This window comes from Gemmata palustris, from assembly GCF_017939745.1.
Taxonomy (GTDB): Bacteria; Planctomycetota; Planctomycetia; order Gemmatales; family Gemmataceae; genus Gemmata; species Gemmata palustris.
Map to the genome: position 1 here is coordinate 6,512,849 of NZ_JAGKQQ010000001.1, position 17,586 is coordinate 6,530,434.

Genomic DNA, 17,586 nt, shown 5'->3' on the forward strand with positions numbered 1-17,586 from the left:
TGGTTCCCGCAACGCGCGTGATTGGTTCAGGTGCCAGCTTAATTTTGGGAAGCGGGCACGCAGCATTTCCATCAATCGAGACATCACTGCGGAATCGAGTCGCACGGACCCGTGCGGTTCCGCCGGAGGGTCAGAGATCCACGTCCCAGACGACGACTTGCCCCTTATCGCCTCCGGCGGCCGCGAGAGTGCCGTCAGGCGAGAACGCGATGCTCCTCATGCGGCCGATGTTCCAGGTGAACGTGCGCGCGACTTCCCAGGTGGTGGTGTCGTAGAGCTTCACGGTCTCGTCGTTGCTGGTTGCCGCCAGGAAGCGCCCCGACGGGTGGAACGCGACACCCGTGAAGTGCTTTCGACCGTCGTTCCGAACGACGAATTGTGGAGCGGTTAAATCGTCGATTGAATGGATTCGGAGCCAGATTCCGTCTTGAACGACGAGCGCATCGCTCACGTGCGATCCGTACACGCGGTGCCCGTAGCCGAGGACGTTGTTCGGTGATGATCGGAGCAAACTCCCATCAGCCCGTGACCGGATGGCGATCCGCCGTCGACTGTTTCGGTAGTGGTGCCCAGAAACGTATTCGGCGGACACAAAATGTTCTCCCCCGGGAAGGCACGCCAAATCGGTTGCGTACCCGGATTCGTCGGCCGTATCACCGATCGGCACGCTCCAGATGGGCGCATGGTCCGCTTCACCAAAGCGAACAATGGCTGACAGAACCGAGCGACGATCTTCGGGTGTGTGGGAATACACCGCCCAATTTTGATCCTGAGTGAAGGCCGGCATTCCAACGTACCGCTTCCCCATATTTGCGGTGACGGTGGCGCCGGAATGCACATCGCACACCTGCAGCCCGTGACTTGATAGCAAAAGGAGCTGCCCACTAAACGGGTGGAATTGTAATGCGTGGGCCGAGTGAGTAAAGCCCGCAAACCGGACCCGCTCGGTGCCCGTCGCGACGTCCCAAACGATGACCGCCTGATAGTCGCCGCCCGACGCCAGAATCTGTCCGGTTGGGTCGAACGCGACGGCGTGGAACGCGCGCTTCTTCTTGCCACAATCGAAGATCAGCATCGCGCCCTCACCGAAACGTGTGCTCCGCCGCCGGGAAACTCCCGTCGCGCACTTCGCGGCAGTACGATTCGACGGCCGTTTTCACCGCGGCGCCGAGGTCGGCGTAGCGCTTCGCGAACTTCGGCTTGAAGTCCGGGTACAGCCCGAGCATGTCGTGGAACACGAGCACCTGACCGTCGCAGTTCGCCCCCGCGCCGATGCCGATCGTCGGGATCGTTACCGCGGTCGTCAGCTTCGCGCCCAGATCCGCGGGCACGCTCTCCACCACCACCGCGAACCCGCCCGCTTCCTCTACCGCCGTGGTATCAGCCAGGAGCTGTTCCTCGTCGCGCTGCACCTTGAAGCCGCCCATTTGGTGGACGGATTGTGGCGTTAACCCGATGTGCCCCATCACCGGGATGCCCGCGTTCACGCACGCCCGGATCGCGGGGCGCATCCGCACGCCGCCTTCGAGTTTCACCGCGTGCGCACCGGCTTCCTTCATGAGTCGGCCCGCGCTACGGACGGCCTGGCGCGGACTCACCTGGTACGTCATGAACGGCAGGTCCACCACCACGAGCGCCCGCCGGGCGCCGCGCATCACGCATTTGGTGTGGTAGATCATCTCGTCGAGCGTGACCGGGAGCGATGTCGGGTGCCCCTGCACCACCATCCCGACCGAGTCGCCGACGAGGATGCAATCGACCCCGGCTTCGTCGCAGAGGCGCGCAGAGGTGTAGTCGTAAGCCGTGACAACAGCGAGTTTTGCTCCCCGCGACTTCGCCGAGCGGAACTCGGGAACTGTAATCTGCTTGGATGAAGTAACTGCACTCATGAGGAGCTCCGCTCTGAAGGGAACCTAACCCCCCACCCCCCTTCCCTAAGAAGGAAGGGGGAGAAAAGAGCCAGTTCTGCTCCCCCTTCCTTCTTAGGGAAGGGGGGTGGGGGGTTAGGTCTTCGCTTTCTTGCCCCATTGTACTGTGTTGGATTTCCCCCGCCCCGGCGGTATCTGGGGTAGAATGCTCTTGTTCACCGGGAGAACGTCCATGAGCATCGCCGAAGCCCCCGCCGCTCCGAAGACCCTCGAAGTCGATCCCGTGCCGGGCAAGGGCGTTGTGCTCTACGACGGGATGTGCGCGCTGTGCCAGCGCGGGGTGCGCGTCCTGAAGCGGCTCGACTGGTTCAACCGGCTCCACTTCCAGGATTGCCGCGATCGGGCACACTGGCCGCCGTCCGCGGTCCCGCTCGAGATGAAGCGACTGCTCGAAGAAATGCACGTCGTGACGCCCGATCGCCAGCGCGCCCCGGCCGGGTACCGCGCGTTCCAGTGGATGGCGTGGCGATTACCGCTGACCCTTCCGCTCGCGCCGCTCATGTATGTTCCCGGCGTGACGTGGATCGGCAACAAAATTTACTTGTGGGTCGCCAAAAACCGGTACGATCTGGTGCCGTGTCACGACGGCGGGTGCCAGCTCGATTTGAAGAAAATGGCAGCCGAAAAGGGGCCGAGAACGGGAGACGGAAAGTAACCGGCGGGGGAAGATCCGTTAGTCCGCTCGTATGCTGACGTCTGGCTTCTGTTTTCCGACTTCTGACAAGGCTTCTTCAAATGTCCCGCCGTTTCGTCGATCAGCTCCGCGACGGAGATAACCTCGAAGACGTTTATTTGGTCACGGACAAGCAACTCCGCGCGAACCGGAACGGCAATCCCTACCTCCTTTTGGAACTGCGGGACCGTACCGGAGGCATTCAGGGCCGGATGTGGAACGCGGGCGACCACGTGGCCCGCGGGTTCGATCCGGGCGATTTCCTGTACGCCGTGGGCAAGGTGCAACTGTTCCAGGGCGCTCTCCAGGTGATTCTCACCTCCGTGGAGCGGGTGGAAGCGCAGAAGGTCGAGTTCGCGGACTTCTTGCCGCAAACCGAACAGAGCATCCCGAAGCTGACGGAGCGGCTCCGCAACTACCTCCTGCGGCTCAGCAACCCGCACCTGCGGGCGCTCGCCGAGTGCTTCCTGATGGACGACGCATTCATGCGCGCGTTCACCACCTGCCCGGCCGGGGTGAAGTTGCACCACGCTTACGTCGGCGGGTTGCTCGAACACACGATCTCGATGATGGACGCGGCCGACAAGGTGTTGCCGCTCTACCCGGTCGTGGACCGCGACCTCGTGCTGATGGGGATCTTCCTGCACGACGCGGGTAAGACCCGGGAGCTGACGTTCTCCCGCGCGTTCGGGTACTCCGACGAGGGCCAACTGGTCGGGCACATCCCCATCGCGGTGGCGATGCTGGCGGAGACTGCGACGAAGGTGCCGGACTTGACCGGGGAACCGTTCCCGCGGGAACTGATGCTCCGCATTCAGCACATGATCCTGAGTCACCACGGGGAACTTGCATACGGCAGCCCGAAGGTGCCGATGACCCCCGAGGCGATGCTGTTGCACCTGATCGACCTGATGGACACGCGGATGCACATGGTGCTGCGCGACCTGAAGGACGACCGCAACAACCCGACCGCGTGGACCCCGTACAACCACAACCTCGGGCGCCGAATCTACAAGGGCGGCGCCCTCGGCGACCTCTACGGCGAGGGCGGCGGGGGGTACGACTAATCCGGCGAACGGCCGGCGTGAGCCGGCTGGTGCGACTTTTGCGCCACCAGGGTCGTTCGTCTCACCAGCCGGCTCACGCCGGCCGTTCGCCAAATCTATGTCTGAACTTCTCGCGAAAGTCCTGCACGCGGTCACCGCAAAGAGCTACGTCCCGCTCAAAGCGAAGCCGTTGTTCAAGCGCCTGAACTTGCCCGACGATGAGTACCCCGCCTTCCGCAAGACCGTGCGCGAGCTCGTGCGCACCGGGCGCCTCGCACTCGCACGGAACAACACGCTCCGCGCCGCGGACGTTCACGGCACGGTCACCGGCGTGTACCGGCGCTCCGCGTCCGGGCACGGGTTCGTCCGCCCGCACACGGTCGACGGCACCTTCAAGCCGGAAATCTTCATTCGCGAAGACAAGGCGCTCGACGCCGCGACCGGCGACGAGGTGATGGCCCGCGTCACGCGCGAGGCCACGAACATCAAGGACGCGGCCGGCGAAATCGTGCGCGTCCTGGAACGCGCCACGCGCACGTTCGTGGGTACTTATTTCGAGCGCGACCGCGAGGCCCTCGTCCGCGTGGACGGCAACGCATTCACGCACAGTATCGCGGTCGGCGATCCCGGAGCAAAGGGCGCGAAGCCGCAGGACAAAGTCGTCATCGAGATGTTGCGGTTCCCCACGCCGGACGACCGCGGTGAGGGCGTCGTGACGGAAGTGCTCGGCGCGCACGGCCAGCCCGGTGTGGACACGCTCTCGGTGATCCGCGCGTTCGGGTTACCGGAAGCGTTCCCGGAGTCTGCACTGGCCGAGGCCCGACAGGTCGCGAGCCAGTTTTCCGAAACCGACCTCCACGGGCGCGATGATTTCACGGACGAACTGGTCATCACCATCGACCCCCCCGACGCGAAGGATTACGACGACGCGGTGAGCGTCACCATCGACCCGAAGACGAAGCACTGGGTACTGACGGTTCACATTGCGGACGTGGGCGCGTTCGTGAAGCCGGGCGGCGCACTCGATGTCGAGGCGCGCAAGCGCGCGACGAGCGCGTACTTACCGCAGAAGGTCATTCCGATGTTCCCGGAAGTGATCTCCAACGGCCTCGCGTCGCTGCAAGAGAACAAAGTTCGCTACGTGAAGACGGTGCGAATGGAGTTCACACCCAACGTGCAGAAGGGGCACGTCAGCTTCGCCAACGGTGCGATCCGCAACCGCAAGCGGTTCACCTACGACCAGGTGCAGGAACAGTTGGACGCGATGGTGAACCCCGACCGCAAGGTCGGGGGTACGAAGGAGAGCGGGGGTGCGAAGGAAGCCGTGAGCAACACCCCCGACCTTGCGGTCGGGGTTCACCAAACACTTGCCCCCGATCTCCTGGCAATGCTCCGCCGGATGCGCGATTTGGCTCTGCTCCTCCGCAAGAAGCGGTTCCGGCGCGGGGCGCTGGAACTGACGATGCCCGAAGCGGTGCTCGAATACGATGCCGACGGGCGCGTCAGTGGGGCACACTTCGCCGAAAATAATCTCAGTCACCAGATCGTCGAAGAGTTCATGCTCGCCGCGAACGAAGCGGTTGCGGAACACTTCACGACCTACGAGGTGCCGTTCTTACGCCGCGTTCACCCGGCGCCCAACGAGGAGAAGCTCGAAGCCTTCGCCCAGTTCGCGGACCTGCTCGGCCACCCGATTAAACGAGTACAGGACCGGTTCGAGCTCCAGCGCGTGTTGACCGCGACCGCTGATAAACCGGAGCGCGCCGCGGTCCACTTCGCGCTCTTGCGGAGCTTGAAGCAGGCCGCGTACTCGCCCATTCAGGACGAGCACTACGCGCTCGCCAGCCAGCACTACTGCCACTTCACCTCGCCCATTCGCCGGTACCCGGACCTGCAGGTTCACCGGCTCCTGGACAAGTGGATCAAAACCGGCTCCGCGAGCGCGAACGTCGAGGAACTGGTCGCGCTCGGCGAGCACTGCTCGAAGATGGAGCGCCGGGCCGAAACCGCCGAGCGCGAGCTGGTGAAGCTGCGGCTCTTGACGTACCTGAGTTCGCGAATCGGCGAACAGCTCGACGCGGTGATTACCGGCGTCGCGGACTACGGGTTCTTCGCCCAGGCCGAACGGTTCCCCGCGGAAGGGTTGGTCCACATTTCGTCGCTGGTGGACGATTATTACTGGTTCGATGAGAGTTCACACACTCTCGAGGGTCGGCGCACGAAACGCCGGTTTCGCCTGGGTGATCGCGTGCGGTTGGTCGTCGCGCGCGTCGATCTGCAGCGGCGAATGCTCGATCTGAGGCTGGCCGACGCGCACCCGAAGGCGGAAGATGACCGGGGCGGCGCCCTCCCCAACTACGGCCGTTCCCCGAAATCCGGGAAGCGCCGGAAGTAGTCGCCCGCGGAGCGAGTTCAATGCCTGTTTGCACGTTGCCGAGCGGCCAAACGATCGGTTACGACGACGCGGGGAGCGGTCCGCCGCTCGTACTGCTGCACGCCTTCCCGCTCGATCGGACCATGTGGGGGCCGCAATCCGCGGGCCTCGCCTCCGACGCCCGCGTCCTCGCGCTCGACTTCCCGGGCTTCGGCGAATCGCCCGCGGCGGAATTCACCATCAATAGTGCTGCGAAGGTCGTGAGCGACTTCCTCGTCGCCCTCAATATTCTGAAGGCGGTCGTCGGTGGGTTGTCGATGGGCGGCTACGTCGCGCTCGCGTTCGCCCGCAACCACGCGGACCAGCTCAGCGGGCTGATTCTCGCCGACACACGGGCCGGCGTGGACGACACGAACGCGAAGGCGAACCGCACGAAGTCCATCGCGCTCGTGAACGAGAAGGGGAGCGCGGCCCTGTTCGAGTCGATGGTGCCGAAGGTGTTGAGCGATTCGACGCGGGACGCGAAGCCCGAAGTGGTCGAGCGCGTGAAGTCGATTGCCGCACAGCAACCGGCGGCGAGTGTTGCGTCCGCGCTCGCCGCGCTCCGCGACCGGCCCGACGCGAACCCCGGATTGAAGGCCATCGCGGTGCCGACGCTCGTTCTCGTCGGCGAGTACGATGCCGTTACCCCGCCGCTCGCCTCCGCGAACCTCGCCGCACAGATCCGCGGGAGCAAGCTCGTTCACGTTCCGAACGCGGGCCACCTGTCGAACCTCGAAAACCCCGACGTGTTCAACGCCGCCGTGCGCGCGTTCCTGGGCGAACGGCCGGTGTGAGCCGCTTCACAGTTCACTTGTCCCTTCACCAGCCGGTTCGCGCCGGCCGTTCGCCGGGTCACTCCATGCCTTCGTTCTCCGACCGCCTCGCCGAAGCCGTTCGCCAAAAAGGGCCGCTCTGTGTCGGCATCGACCCGCGCTGGGAATCGCTCCCGAAGGCGATCCGCGAGAGCGTGCAGAACGAGCAAGTCAACGAGCGTGCTGCCGTCGGCTTCTTTGAGTTCGGGCGCAAGGTGTTGGAACTGGTCCGCCCGTTCGCCGGCGTCGTGAAGCCGCAAGCGGCGTTCTTTGAACTCATCGGCCCGAACGGAATGGAGATGCTCCAGCAGCTTCTCCAAGAGGCCAAGCTCCAGGGCTTCGTCACCATCCTCGACGCCAAGCGCGGTGACATCGCGTCCACCGCGACCGCTTACGCCGACGCCGCGTTCGGTGGCTGCATCATTGATGGCGAGACGTTCCCGGTGTGGAACGCGGACTCGCTGACGATTAACCCCTACCTCGGGCGCGACGCGGTGGAGCCGTTCCTCACTGCGGCCAAGGCAAATGGGCGCGGCACGTTCGTGCTGGTTCGCACGAGCAACCCCGGCGCGGGACTGTTTCAGGACTTGGTGTGCGACGGGAAACCGGTGTACCGGCACGTGGCCGAAGAAGTGGCGAAGTGGAACGCCACCACCATCGGTTCATGTGGCCTGGGTGATGTGGGCGCGGTTGTGGGTGCCACGCACCCAAAGGAATTGGTCGAACTTCGCGGGGTGATGCCGGACGTGTGGTTCCTCGTTCCCGGTTACGGCGCGCAAGGTGGAACAGCAGCCGACGTGAAAGCCGCTTACCGCCCGGACGGGCTGGGCGCGATCGTGAACAGCTCGCGCGGGGTCACGTTTCCGTTCCACCCCGACGACCCGGACTGGGAAGCGAAGATCGTCGCCGCAGCGCAGAAAGCGCAGTCCGAGTTGAAGCCGTAACCGAACCGAGCCGGGCAACAGCCCGGCTCGGTTCGTTCGTGCTCAGTTCTTTTTCTTTTTGTCGTCCGGTTTGGCGCCACCGGTGTTCGCGGCGTCTTTCGGCGGGTTCGGGGCTTTGCCGAGGATGACCGCGTACTTGATTCGGAGGTCGTCTTCGGTGGCTTTGGCGGCCGAAACGGACTTGTCGCGGATCAGGTACACTTCGAGGATCGTTCCCGGAACCAGATCCAACTTGTTTGCCGCGTACCCGGTTACGCCGGACGGGGCACGCAGTTCGTCGAATTCCTTCTGGGTGTGGGGAACCTTCTTTCCCTTGTCGTCCAGTTTTGGTGGGATCGTCTTGCTGCGCACGAGCGATTGCGGAAGGTATTCCAGCTCGTAGTCGTGGTGCTGTTCCTTGAGTTGAACCTGGTTCTGCCGGTTCGTGTTGCCTTGGAGTGGGTTACGGAAGTTACGGTTGTTTTGTGAGAGTTTGGGGCGGTTGTTGTTCTTGTTACCGTTCTTTTGCTGCGGTTCGAGCCAAGTGATTCGCAGCGTTACGCTCTTGTCGTCGGCCTTTACGACTTCGCCGACCACATCGGCCACGAAAACGTACCCGGTCCAGTCTGGTGCGGTTGTGGGCGGGTCTTTGGTCGGCTTGGTGTCTTCAGCCGAGATGGGGAACGCCGTCGCACCCAAACCGAGCACGAATACGAATCCCGCCCGAAGTGCGACCCGTCTCATGTGCGTCTCCTGATGTGCGACGAAGCGGGATCGTCGCACAATCATTAAACGCCGATGGGAACGGAAGGTTCCCAAAAAATGAAAACGGCCCGTACCAGAGTACGGGCCGTTTTCATTTTTTGAGTCCAGTGCGTTAGCGCCGGATCGTCTGCATTGTCGGCATGACCGGGGTGTTGTAGTTCTTGTACTGCGTCGATTTGTACATGTTCGGCGACGGCAGCGAGCTCGGCCCGGACTGGAACTTCGGGTCCGACCTTTTGATGCCGAACAGGTTGTTCAGCGTCTTGATGTAGCCGTTGCCTTCCAGCGAACTCGCGGTCGTTTGGCCGACCAGGTTGATCGTGCCCGCGGCCAGGTTCGCCGCAGTTTTGCTCGGTTGGACCACGAGTTTCTTCGTGTCGACCGGGCGGAAATCAATGTCCCCGGCGGTCGCGGGGGCGCCCACAACGAGCGCCGCCGTCACCAAGCCGCAAACAGCCCATTTCATCGCGAACCCCCCTCAGTTTCGCGCGGCGGTCGGCTCTCCCCACCGCTAATTTCCCCAAGCGAACGGAGAGGAGCAATAACGTCCACTTTCGTGCTGTCAACGGAATTCTGTTTTCGCGCAAGTGTTTTCCTGGTTCGCGCTCCGTGATCCAGTCGATCTTTCGCGAATGCGGATTGCGAACTAAGATCCAAAACACCCCGCTTACCCAACTCACACGCGCGAATCATGAAAACGCTCATCCTGGTAGCCGACGGCTTTGAAGACTTGACACTGTTCCTGCCGTGGTACCGGCTCCGCGAGGAGGGGGCGGACGTGCGGCTCGCGTGCCCGATGATGCACGCGGTCACGGGGGTTCGCGGGTACGCGGTGGAGCCGGACGTCGCGATCCACGAAGCGAACCCGGCCGAGTACGACCTGCTCCTGATCCCCGACGGCCCGGCGATCGAACGGTTGCGGCAGCGCGAAGAGGCCGTGGACGTGACCCGGACGTTCATCGAGGACGGCAAACTGGTGGCCGCGATCGGCCACGGCGCGCAACTGCTCATCAGCGCGGGCACGCTCGACGGCCGGCGCGTGACCTGCTCCCCCGGCATCCGCGACGACGTGCGGGCCGCCGGCGCGGTCTACCGCGACGAAGCCGTCATTGCCGACGGCAACTTGCTCACGTGCCGCGGCGCGGACGACCTGCCGGCCTTCGCACGTGCGATGATGAAACTGCTGAGCGCCCCGCAGCGGATGAAAGTCGAAGGGTAAGGCTTCGCGAGAAACACGAAGATTGAATCGGGGGCCGGGCCTCCGCGACGGGAGAGGTTCGGCCCTCTGTGTATCGCTTCCTATGCCGGCTCGATGCTCGCGGGGAGACCGCGGTCCGCGAACTGCTCGACGAACAGTTCCGCGCGCTCCAAGTGCGTCACGAGTACCAGGGAGCGCCCGTGGTGGTGCGCTTCCCACATCCGGTACTCGGCTTCTGCGGTGCCGAACCGCGTAATGTCCATCACGGCGCGCGTGACGAACATCAGGTCTTTATTCTCGGTCCGGTGCAGGACAACTTTGAACCGGCGGGGGGGGAAATAGCCGCCGAGAGCGAGGAAGCTCAGGCGGTCGTTCCGCCGGGATGGGGGGCGGATGGACATGGCGGCCTCGTGTTGCACCGGCTGGCCTTGCGGCACCGGGCGACGCGGCCTGGGCGGAAAGAGGAGGCACCCAGGCAGCCTGTGGTCCCGAACTACCTCCACCGTACTGCACCGGTCCCATCGGGGTCAAACCGGGAAGTGGGCGGACGTGAAGGTGGCGCGAAAGTACGGGGCGAACGTGACGGTTGTACCTTTCAAACAATCCCGGTTGGGTCTGCCGGCCGGCCTGTAAGCCGGGTTTTGTCCCCGCCCTTGCGGACGGTGACGGTCATTTATCTAGCCCCGCCGTTACCGACGGGATCGAGCAGTCTACCCGAGGATCATAACGGGTCGGGCCGACCCTGTCCTCTGCTTGACCTTGCTTCCGGTGGGGTTTGCCGAGCCGACGAGTCACCTCGCCGCTGGTGCGCTCTTACATTAAGGGCTCGCGCCCCGCACCTTTTCACCCTTACCTGGAACAGGACTCAGGGGGCAGGATTCAGCATTCCGGGAAGAAAAACACAAGCGGGATTGGAACACCCTCACTGCGGCTTCTGCCCCGAGTCCTGAATCCTGACCCCTGAATCCTGCCCAGGCGGTACACTTTCTGTTGCACTTTCCCGCCCGTTGGCGGCGCGAGCCGGGACGCCCGCGCCGTTACCGAGGGTGGACGTTATCCACCACCGCGCCCTGTGAAGCCCGGACTTTCCTCCCGAACGGGACTCAGAGGTTGGGAGCCGGCACCCGGGACGGTGAAACGCACAGTCCCGATGTACCGAGTCCCGACCCCTGAATCCTGTTCCGGCGACCGTCCGGCCGACCGACGGACCCAATTGCATCGTAGCTCATGGCGCCCAATAAAAGAAGGGGCGCCGAGTGTCCGTTGTGCCGAGTGTATTATTCTGGCACTCGCCCAATGCTCGTGATACGCTCTCCATTCTTGCACCACGAAGAACTGGAAGGCCGCGCCGGACGAAGTGATTCCGCGTTACTCGAGCGCGAAGCCGCCCGCGATCGGGCGGCTTGTTGTTTACCCGGCGCTGAGGCGCGTGCGCCCGTTCCGGCCGATTGACTCGTACCGGGACCGCGGCGACTCCATAGATCAAGCGGAGAGTAATTGCGCGACCGGGAATTCAGCCAAAACACGCGCGAACCGGTCCCGGCGGTGACGCGGAGCGACGCCCGTTGCCCCCGCCGCCAGTTGGTACAATGTCCGCTCCCGAAGCTCCTTAATCACCCACGCAGAAGGGCACCACAATGGCCGCACCGACCGCCGACATCGGACTCGTTGGACTCGCCGTGATGGGCGAGAACCTCGTCCTCAACATGGAGTCCCGCGGGTACACCGTTGCGGTGTACAACCGCAGCACCGACAAGGTGGAGAAGTTCGTCACCGGGCGCGGGAAGGGGAAGAAGTTCGTCGGGGCCATGTCGCCCCAGGAGTTCGTCGCAAGCATCAAGCGCCCGCGCAAGGTCGTGATGCTCGTGAAGGCCGGGAAAGCCGTGGACGACACGATCGCGATGATCGCCCCGTTCCTCGAGTCCGGCGACATCCTCATCGACGGCGGGAACACGCACTTCCCGGACACCACCCGGCGCGCGAAGGAACTCGAGCCGAAGGGCATCCTCTACGTCGGCTCCGGCGTCAGCGGGGGCGAAGAGGGCGCGCTCAAGGGGCCGAGCATCATGCCGGGCGGCAACGCGGCCGCGTGGCCGGCGATCAAGCCGATCTTCCAGTCCATCGCGGCGAAGGTGAAGGACGCGAACGGGACCGAGGCCCCGTGCTGCGACTGGGTCGGGCCGGAGGGGGCCGGGCACTTCGTGAAGATGGTTCACAACGGGATCGAGTACGGCGACATGCAGCTCATCTGCGAGTCGTACAACCTGCTCAAGGACATGTGCGGGCTGACCCCGGCCGAACTGAGCGGCGTGTTCGGCAAGTGGAACAAGGGCGTGCTCGACAGCTACCTCATCGAGATCACGACCGAGATCCTCGCGTACACGGACCCGGAAACGAAGAAGCCGCTCGTGGACCTCATCCTGGACACGGCCGGGCAGAAGGGTACCGGCAAGTGGACCATCGACGCGGCCACCGATAACGGCGTGGCCCTCACGCTGATCGCCGAAGCCGTGTTCAGCCGGTGCATCTCGGCGCAGAAGGACGAGCGCGTGGCCGCGAGCAAGGTGCTGGCCGGGCCGGAGGTGCAGAAGGTGAGCGACCGCGACCAGTTCATCGCGGACGTGGAGATGGCGCTCTACGCCGCGAAGATCGTGAGCTACGCCCAGGGGTACGCGCTGATGGCGGCCCAGGCGAAGGCCAACGGGTGGGAGCTGAACAACGGCGGCATCGCGCTCATGTGGCGCGGGGGCTGCATCATCCGCAGCGCGTTCCTCGGGAAGATCAAGGAAGCGTTCGACCAGAACCCGAAGCTCGTGAACCTACTCGTGGACCCGTTCTTCGCGGGCGAACTGGGCAAGGCCCAGAGCGGCTGGCGGCGCGTGGTCGGCGCGGCCGCGGCGAGCGGCATCCCGGTTCCGGCGATCTCCAGCGCGCTGTCGTACTACGACGGGTACCGCACCGCCCGGCTCCCGGCGAACCTGCTCCAAGCCCAGCGCGACTACTTCGGCGCGCACACCTACGAGCGGCTCGACAAACCCCGCGGGCAGTTCTTCCACACCAACTGGACCGGGCGCGGCGGCGACACCGCCAGCACCACCTACAACGTGTGACCGATGCCGTTCACCCTGGCGCGGTTCGCCGCGCTGAGGCCCGTACTATTTCACATCACCCGTCCGGCGAACCTGGAGTCGATCCGGGCGCGCCGGCGGTTGATCTGCGCTGCGGGCCTGTTCGCGGAAGCCGGTGAACCCCACCGAATCCGCGAGCCCCGCGGCGCGGACGCTGTTCCGATTCGGGTCGGGGACCGCGTGGTGCTGGTGAACGACCAGCGCCCGCTCCGCGCGGAGTGGATCGACTTTGAAGCGGGTTGGGATTTACCGCAGTTAGTGGCACATCTGAACGGCCGGGTGTTCTTCTGGCCCGGCGCTGAACACGGACCCAACAAGTACGGTCAGAATCACACCGCCTCTTACGAGCGGCACGGGGCCATCGTTCTCCGTATTAGCACGCAACAATTACTCGTCGCGAATCCGGGTGCGGAGCCGGAGTTTTGTCGGTACAACTCGGGTGCGCCCAGTCCGCGCCGGCGCCCGAACCCGCGCGGCCCGTACACGTTCTTGTCGGCGAGTGCATTCGATCTGCCCGTGTCGCGCGTCGCAGAAGTGACGTTCCTCGGTCATGTCGCTCTGCCCGATGACACGCAGGTTCGCGGTGGCGGCGAGGAGCGCTGGGCGCCACTATTCGAGTGATCCCCACGAGTGCCCTGATGGACGAACAACTGATCGCCCTGTACCGCCGGCACGTCGCGACCGCGTTCGATCGCGGATTGCGACTCGCCGCGCTCGTCGAGCAGAAAGCGGGAAGAGCCGCGGATGACGCGGATGACACGGATCAGACCAGAGCAAAGAGTACGTGTTGGTTAGCCCCGATAGGGGCGGAAGCGTGTAGCCAGGGGTGAAGCGAGCCACGCGAGCGCAACCCCTGGCGGACTACCTGCGCACGCCCGCATCCGGTTCGGCAGCACCACAAGGGAAATCGCGAAATGTCGGGTAACGATCCGCGTGTGTTCTTTGCGGCCGAGCGAACTTTGCTCGCGTGGGTGCGAACCGCGTTGGGGCTGATCGGGTTGGGGTTCGTGGTGGCGCGGTTCGGGCTGTTCGTAAAGCTGATCCGGCCCGACGTGCATCACCCGGCGCATTCGTGGTCGGCGGCCGTTGGGGTGGTGTTGGCGGCGCTGGGGGGCGTGCTGACGGCGGTCGCGTCGTGGCAGCACCGGCGCTTCTGCCGCACACTCGCGCCGAACGAACTCCCTCCACGATACCGGACCGATCTGGCCGTCTGGCTCGGTTTCGGTGTGGCACTCGCGGGTGCCGCGCTCGCCGTGGTGCTCGCGGAGTGAAATGCGTTTCGGGGAGGGGTGAACACGACGGGTGCAGCGCGCCGTCGGTCGTTTCCATTCCGTTCGATCTCGTGATCCCGTAGAAACGTCTCGCGTTACTCGGCGACGAATTTCTCGTTGAGGCGCCGAAGGATTTCGTCCGAGAACTCGATCGACGGGTCGAGGTAGAACGGTTGAAGCGCGGGCGGTTTGAGCCTCAATTCTTTGATGAGCGGGTTGTCCATTTCTTCCTGTGTGACCGCGTCGGGGTAGGCGTGGACCGCGACGAGGCCGTTTTCGCGCGCCACGTCCGCGACGATCCCGCGCAGTTCGTCGTGCAGTTCCGCGCAGACCGTGGCCGCGCGTTCCGCCATTTTCTTGTCGATCTCGCGGGTGGTGTCCTCGATTCGCCGGGAGAGGACCAGCGCGTTCTGAGCGAGTTGCTGCTTCTCTTTCGCGTCCGCCGACTTCTGCGCCTCGCTTTGGAGTCGCAGGTACGCCGACCGCATCTCGTTCAGCTCTTCGGACAGTTTTGCGCGCTGCGTGTGGAGCTGCTCGGCGCGGGCCTTGGCTTTTTTGTACTCGCGCAACACCTTGGCCATGTTGAAGTAGCCGTTCTTCTGACCGATCACGACGACGGGCTTCGTGTGTTCGGGCTTCGCCCCGGCCGGCGGCCCCGTGGGAACGGTCGCTCCCGTTACGAATGCGGCGCCCGCGACGACCGTCGCACACCCCGCCAACACGCTCCAGCGTACCATAGAACGACCCCCCGTGAGTTGGCACGCACCTTGGAACGGCAGGTTAATCGCGATCGGAAGCGCGCGGCAAGGCCAAGTGCCACGAGCGCGTCGGCCCCTGGGATTGTTTCCCAAGGGCCGACGCGCTCGTGGCGCATTCGCGAGCACGTTACTCCGCTTTCGCGGCGCTGGCGAAGTCTCTGAGGGCTTTCTCGTGCTTCGTGAGTTCGGCCTTCAGTTCCTTGACGCGCGCCCGGCGCTTCTCGATCTCCGTTTCTTGATCGTCGAATTTCTTCAGGTAGCGCTTGAAGGCTTCCGATTCCTTCGGCGTCCGCTCGATGTTCTTGCGGATGCGCTCCTGATCGTCCGCGATCTCTTTCAGCGACTCTTGCTCCTCAGTGATGCCCTTCTGGGCTTCGTCCACCTTCTCGCGGAGTTCGATCAGCTTCTTGAACACCTCGCGAACGGCCGGTTTCGCCTCCTTCAGTGACGCATAGCGGAGCAGGGCGTCGCGGGTCGTTTCCGTCAGCCCGTGGACGTCCACGGCCGGAGATTCTTCCGTGACTTCGAGCGTGACCAGCGCGCCGGTTTTCACGACCGAATCGAACCGGTAGAAGCTCCGCGTTTGGTCATCGGCCTTGGTCGGGGTGACGAGCTCCCAGGCCGAGTTCTTGGGGTGCTCGACGATCACCGTCCGGTCCTGCGGGTTCCGGTTGCGAATCAGATACGTTGTGACCCGCTTCAGTCCGGCGCGCATGACCAGTTTGCCATCGGCGACCGTCACGGAGAGCAGCGTGCGCTTGGTTTCGCTCGGCTCTGCAACGACTTCGGTACCGAGGTCGATGGCGTAGCTCACGAGCCGGGTTTCGCCCGGCTTGATGTCCGGCAACCGCGCGTCGCCCGCGAACGTGCCGCCGTCGAAAACCGTGACCGGCCCTTGGGCGAGGTGAAGCTTGGTTTTGTTGACGAGCTTCAGCCCGAGCAGCGGGTGCTTGGCGAGCGTGTTCGCGTTGAAGATGCTCACGCGCGAGCCCTCGACCGCCTCGTTCACGAGCGGCACGAGTGCGGACTTCTGCTTCGCGAGCGTGATCGGTTCGTCAATGGTGTACTCGAACATGTCGCCGAGCGCGCCGTCGGCCACGGCGAGCGCTCCGGCTTGTTTGTCGAGCGGGTCTTTCACGGTGGCCACCGTCGGGCGGTCGGATTCGACGGGTGCCGCGTTTCCGCGCAGGCGGTTGACGTACTCCGTGTAGGTGAGTCGATCGCCGTAGAGGGTGCGAATGTTCGGGCGCGGGACACGCGGTGGATACATACCGTAATTGCCCGCGAAACCGCCCTGGAGTCCGAATTGACCGCCGAGGTTCCCGATCTGACCGCCCTGGATACCCGTGATACCACCGCCGGCGCCCAAGTTGCCTTGGTTCCCGAGTTGATTCCCCCCAAACCCGCCGAGTTGCTGACCAGCGCCCCCGAAGCCACCGCCGAAGCTCAGGGGGTTACCGGAAGCGTTGCCCATCGCCATGCCCATGTTCGCGGTCGGGTTCAACCCTCCCTGATACATCGGCGGGCGCAGGGACGCGAACAGGTCCGGTTCGACCATCGGGCGCGGGACGAAGAGCGGGTCGTACAGGTCCATCTGGAACGACATCGGGCGCCCCGCGACCAGCCCCACTTTCACGTTGGTCCAGTCCTCGTCGGTCGTGTTCTCGATGGTTGCCCACCCCTGGATACGGGTCGCACCTTTGTCGTCTACGCTGAGGCGGTAGCTCGGCTTCCACAACGGCGCCTCGTTGACGTAGCCCACCGCGACCTTGCGCTTGCCGTTACCGCTGAACACCACTGACACGGCCTTCTTGTTGTCGCCGCGTGCGGTCGCGAGCATCTCCAGCGCCTTCTTGAATTCGGCCTGGAGTTCGGGGCGGACGAGCTTGATCTTCTTGAGCTGCTTCAGCTCGACCGTTTGCAGCCCGTCTTCGGTGAGAAGGTTGAGGATCTCGCCCGGGTCCGGTCCCGTCGCGGGTACCGCGGGGCGCTCGACGCTGACGATCTGCCCGACGGTGACCACACCGGTCTTGTCCGCGACCTCGACCTTTTCGCCGCGGACCTGGTGCATGAGTTGGCCCATCGTGGGGTTCTCGGTCACGTCGACCGCGAACCCTTTCAGCGTGAAGTCGAGCGGCATCCGGTTGTCGTAAGTGACCGCGCGGACCTTTCCGCCATCCTTATCCGTGAGGACGAGGCTCTTGAGGAGATCATTCACATCGCCTTCGTCGAACCGCAAATCGAGCCGGCCGTCACCGGTCACGTCCCCTTCGCGGTGAAAGTACGCGACGCCCGCGCTAAACATCACGACCCGCGTGATGGGGAGGTTGACGGGTAGCGGGTGCTTGACGTTCGCGCCCGTGGCCATTTTGTCCGTTGGCTGTTTGAGCGGCTGTTTCGTATCGGGTTGACCGCCGCCGCGTGCGAGTGGTGCGAGAACCATGAGGCCGAACGTCAGTCCGACGATCGGTACGAGGTGAGAGGGTCGCATCGCGCAAGTCCTGGGGTGTGGGAAAGGAACACGAGTCCGACGCGATAGTAACGGCGGACCGGCATGGGCGTTGGCAGGCTGGCGGAAGTATGTACGAGCGATCGCCCATTGGTGCGCACGGGCGCGGAACGTGACTTCAAAGAACGCGACGAGAGGTGCAACTTGCGCGACAAACGC

The 17,586-nt window shown here is 64.3% G+C and carries 17 protein-coding genes, 1 other RNA gene and 1 pseudogene; 10 read left to right on the forward strand and 9 right to left on the reverse strand.

The window, feature by feature from the left end; translation table 11 throughout:
- Nucleotides 1–130 precede the first annotated feature (130 nt).
- From J8F10_RS39310 to panB, 3 genes and pseudogenes are all read right to left on the reverse strand, one after another.
- Nucleotides 131–511, reverse strand: coding sequence for a WD40 repeat domain-containing protein (locus tag J8F10_RS39310; RefSeq protein ID WP_246523604.1), 381 nt, complete (start codon nt 509–511; stop codon nt 131–133).
- A 459-nt stretch (nt 512–970) separates the two neighbouring features.
- Nucleotides 971–1,075: pseudogene (locus J8F10_RS40955) on the reverse strand (hypothetical protein); the annotation flags it as partial.
- Nucleotides 1,076–1,082: 7 nt separating this feature from the next.
- Complete coding sequence (gene panB, locus J8F10_RS27145; RefSeq protein ID WP_210659362.1) at nt 1,083–1,889, reverse strand: 3-methyl-2-oxobutanoate hydroxymethyltransferase; 807 nt, start codon at nt 1,887–1,889, stop codon at nt 1,083–1,085.
- Between the two features lie 211 nt (nt 1,890–2,100).
- On the opposite strand from panB, the gene J8F10_RS27150 reads away from it, so the two are divergent.
- The 5 genes from J8F10_RS27150 to pyrF all read left to right on the forward strand — a co-directional run bounded on the left by J8F10_RS27150 (nt 2,101) and on the right by pyrF (nt 7,819).
- Complete coding sequence (locus J8F10_RS27150; RefSeq protein WP_210659364.1) at nt 2,101–2,583, forward strand: thiol-disulfide oxidoreductase DCC family protein; 483 nt, start codon at nt 2,101–2,103, stop codon at nt 2,581–2,583.
- An 80-nt stretch (nt 2,584–2,663) separates the two neighbouring features.
- Nucleotides 2,664–3,668, forward strand: coding sequence for a 3'-5' exoribonuclease YhaM family protein (locus J8F10_RS27155; RefSeq protein ID WP_210659365.1), 1,005 nt, complete (start codon nt 2,664–2,666; stop codon nt 3,666–3,668).
- A 97-nt stretch (nt 3,669–3,765) separates the two neighbouring features.
- Nucleotides 3,766–6,042, forward strand: coding sequence for a ribonuclease R family protein (locus J8F10_RS27160; RefSeq protein ID WP_210659367.1), 2,277 nt, complete (start codon nt 3,766–3,768; stop codon nt 6,040–6,042).
- A 20-nt stretch (nt 6,043–6,062) separates the two neighbouring features.
- A complete protein-coding gene (locus J8F10_RS27165) occupies nt 6,063–6,857 on the forward strand; it encodes an alpha/beta fold hydrolase (RefSeq protein ID WP_210659369.1) in 795 nt (264 codons plus the stop codon).
- 65 nt (nt 6,858–6,922) lie between these two features.
- Nucleotides 6,923–7,819 carry an orotidine-5'-phosphate decarboxylase gene (gene pyrF / locus J8F10_RS27170; RefSeq protein ID WP_210659370.1) on the forward strand — a complete coding sequence of 299 codons (897 nt, stop codon included), beginning with the start codon at nt 6,923–6,925 and terminating at the stop codon, nt 7,817–7,819.
- Nucleotides 7,820–7,861: 42 nt separating this feature from the next.
- Here pyrF and J8F10_RS27175 read toward each other — a convergent pair whose 3' ends face one another.
- Both J8F10_RS27175 and J8F10_RS27180 read right to left on the reverse strand, forming a co-directional pair.
- Nucleotides 7,862–8,542: a hypothetical protein gene (locus tag J8F10_RS27175; RefSeq protein WP_210659372.1), complete on the reverse strand. Its 681-nt coding sequence runs from the start codon at nt 8,540–8,542 to the stop codon at nt 7,862–7,864.
- Between the two features lie 133 nt (nt 8,543–8,675).
- A complete protein-coding gene (locus J8F10_RS27180) occupies nt 8,676–9,029 on the reverse strand; it encodes a hypothetical protein (protein ID WP_210659374.1) in 354 nt (117 codons plus the stop codon).
- Nucleotides 9,030–9,254: 225 nt separating this feature from the next.
- On the opposite strand from J8F10_RS27180, the gene J8F10_RS27185 reads away from it, so the two are divergent.
- A complete protein-coding gene (locus J8F10_RS27185) occupies nt 9,255–9,782 on the forward strand; it encodes a type 1 glutamine amidotransferase domain-containing protein (RefSeq protein WP_210659377.1) in 528 nt (175 codons plus the stop codon).
- Nucleotides 9,783–9,862: 80 nt separating this feature from the next.
- Here J8F10_RS27185 and J8F10_RS27190 read toward each other — a convergent pair whose 3' ends face one another.
- Complete coding sequence (locus tag J8F10_RS27190; RefSeq protein WP_210659379.1) at nt 9,863–10,162, reverse strand: ATP-dependent Clp protease adaptor ClpS; 300 nt, start codon at nt 10,160–10,162, stop codon at nt 9,863–9,865.
- A 213-nt stretch (nt 10,163–10,375) separates the two neighbouring features.
- An RNA gene (gene rnpB / locus J8F10_RS27195) (RNase P RNA component class A) lies at nt 10,376–10,965 on the reverse strand.
- 433 nt (nt 10,966–11,398) lie between these two features.
- On the opposite strand from rnpB, the gene gnd reads away from it, so the two are divergent.
- From gnd to J8F10_RS27215, 4 genes are all read left to right on the forward strand, one after another.
- Nucleotides 11,399–12,871, forward strand: coding sequence for a decarboxylating NADP(+)-dependent phosphogluconate dehydrogenase (gnd, locus tag J8F10_RS27200; RefSeq protein WP_210659381.1), 1,473 nt, complete (start codon nt 11,399–11,401; stop codon nt 12,869–12,871).
- A 3-nt stretch (nt 12,872–12,874) separates the two neighbouring features.
- On the forward strand, nt 12,875–13,510 hold the full coding sequence (locus J8F10_RS27205; protein ID WP_210659383.1) for a DUF7002 family protein: 636 nt from the start codon (nt 12,875–12,877) through the stop codon (nt 13,508–13,510).
- Nucleotides 13,511–13,527: 17 nt separating this feature from the next.
- Complete coding sequence (locus J8F10_RS27210; protein ID WP_210659385.1) at nt 13,528–13,719, forward strand: hypothetical protein; 192 nt, start codon at nt 13,528–13,530, stop codon at nt 13,717–13,719.
- An 84-nt stretch (nt 13,720–13,803) separates the two neighbouring features.
- Entirely contained in the window at nt 13,804–14,160 is a 357-nt protein-coding gene (locus J8F10_RS27215; protein WP_210659387.1) for a YidH family protein, read from the forward strand.
- A 95-nt stretch (nt 14,161–14,255) separates the two neighbouring features.
- Here J8F10_RS27215 and J8F10_RS27220 read toward each other — a convergent pair whose 3' ends face one another.
- On the reverse strand, nt 14,256–14,897 hold the full coding sequence (locus J8F10_RS27220) for an OmpH family outer membrane protein (RefSeq protein ID WP_210659389.1): 642 nt from the start codon (nt 14,895–14,897) through the stop codon (nt 14,256–14,258).
- A 148-nt stretch (nt 14,898–15,045) separates the two neighbouring features.
- Nucleotides 15,046–17,409 (reverse strand): DUF4139 domain-containing protein, encoded by a 2,364-nt coding sequence (locus J8F10_RS27225; protein ID WP_210659391.1) that lies wholly within the window; start codon nt 17,407–17,409, stop codon nt 15,046–15,048.
- Between the last annotated feature and the right edge of the window lie 177 nt (nt 17,410–17,586).

Bases quoted from the DNA above. Each gene is read 5' to 3' on its own strand.
- J8F10_RS27205 (WP_210659383.1), top strand. From the start codon at position 12,875: ATGCCGTTCACCCTGGCGCGGTTCGCCGCGCTGAGGCCCGTACTATTT.
- gnd (WP_210659381.1), top strand. From the start codon at position 11,399: ATGGCCGCACCGACCGCCGACATCGGACTCGTTGGACTCGCCGTGATG.
- panB (WP_210659362.1), bottom strand. From the start codon at position 1,889: ATGAGTGCAGTTACTTCATCCAAGCAGATTACAGTTCCCGAGTTCCGC.
- J8F10_RS27160 (WP_210659367.1), top strand. From the start codon at position 3,766: ATGTCTGAACTTCTCGCGAAAGTCCTGCACGCGGTCACCGCAAAGAGC.
- pyrF (WP_210659370.1), top strand. From the start codon at position 6,923: ATGCCTTCGTTCTCCGACCGCCTCGCCGAAGCCGTTCGCCAAAAAGGG.
- J8F10_RS27155 (WP_210659365.1), top strand. From the start codon at position 2,664: ATGTCCCGCCGTTTCGTCGATCAGCTCCGCGACGGAGATAACCTCGAA.
- J8F10_RS27215 (WP_210659387.1), top strand. From the start codon at position 13,804: ATGTCGGGTAACGATCCGCGTGTGTTCTTTGCGGCCGAGCGAACTTTG.
- J8F10_RS27150 (WP_210659364.1), top strand. From the start codon at position 2,101: ATGAGCATCGCCGAAGCCCCCGCCGCTCCGAAGACCCTCGAAGTCGAT.
- J8F10_RS27190 (WP_210659379.1), bottom strand. From the start codon at position 10,162: ATGTCCATCCGCCCCCCATCCCGGCGGAACGACCGCCTGAGCTTCCTC.
- J8F10_RS27165 (WP_210659369.1), top strand. From the start codon at position 6,063: ATGCCTGTTTGCACGTTGCCGAGCGGCCAAACGATCGGTTACGACGAC.
- J8F10_RS27210 (WP_210659385.1), top strand. From the start codon at position 13,528: ATGGACGAACAACTGATCGCCCTGTACCGCCGGCACGTCGCGACCGCG.
- J8F10_RS27175 (WP_210659372.1), bottom strand. From the start codon at position 8,542: ATGAGACGGGTCGCACTTCGGGCGGGATTCGTATTCGTGCTCGGTTTG.
- J8F10_RS27180 (WP_210659374.1), bottom strand. From the start codon at position 9,029: ATGAAATGGGCTGTTTGCGGCTTGGTGACGGCGGCGCTCGTTGTGGGC.
- J8F10_RS27225 (WP_210659391.1), bottom strand. From the start codon at position 17,409: ATGCGACCCTCTCACCTCGTACCGATCGTCGGACTGACGTTCGGCCTC.
- J8F10_RS27220 (WP_210659389.1), bottom strand. From the start codon at position 14,897: ATGGTACGCTGGAGCGTGTTGGCGGGGTGTGCGACGGTCGTCGCGGGC.
- J8F10_RS27185 (WP_210659377.1), top strand. From the start codon at position 9,255: ATGAAAACGCTCATCCTGGTAGCCGACGGCTTTGAAGACTTGACACTG.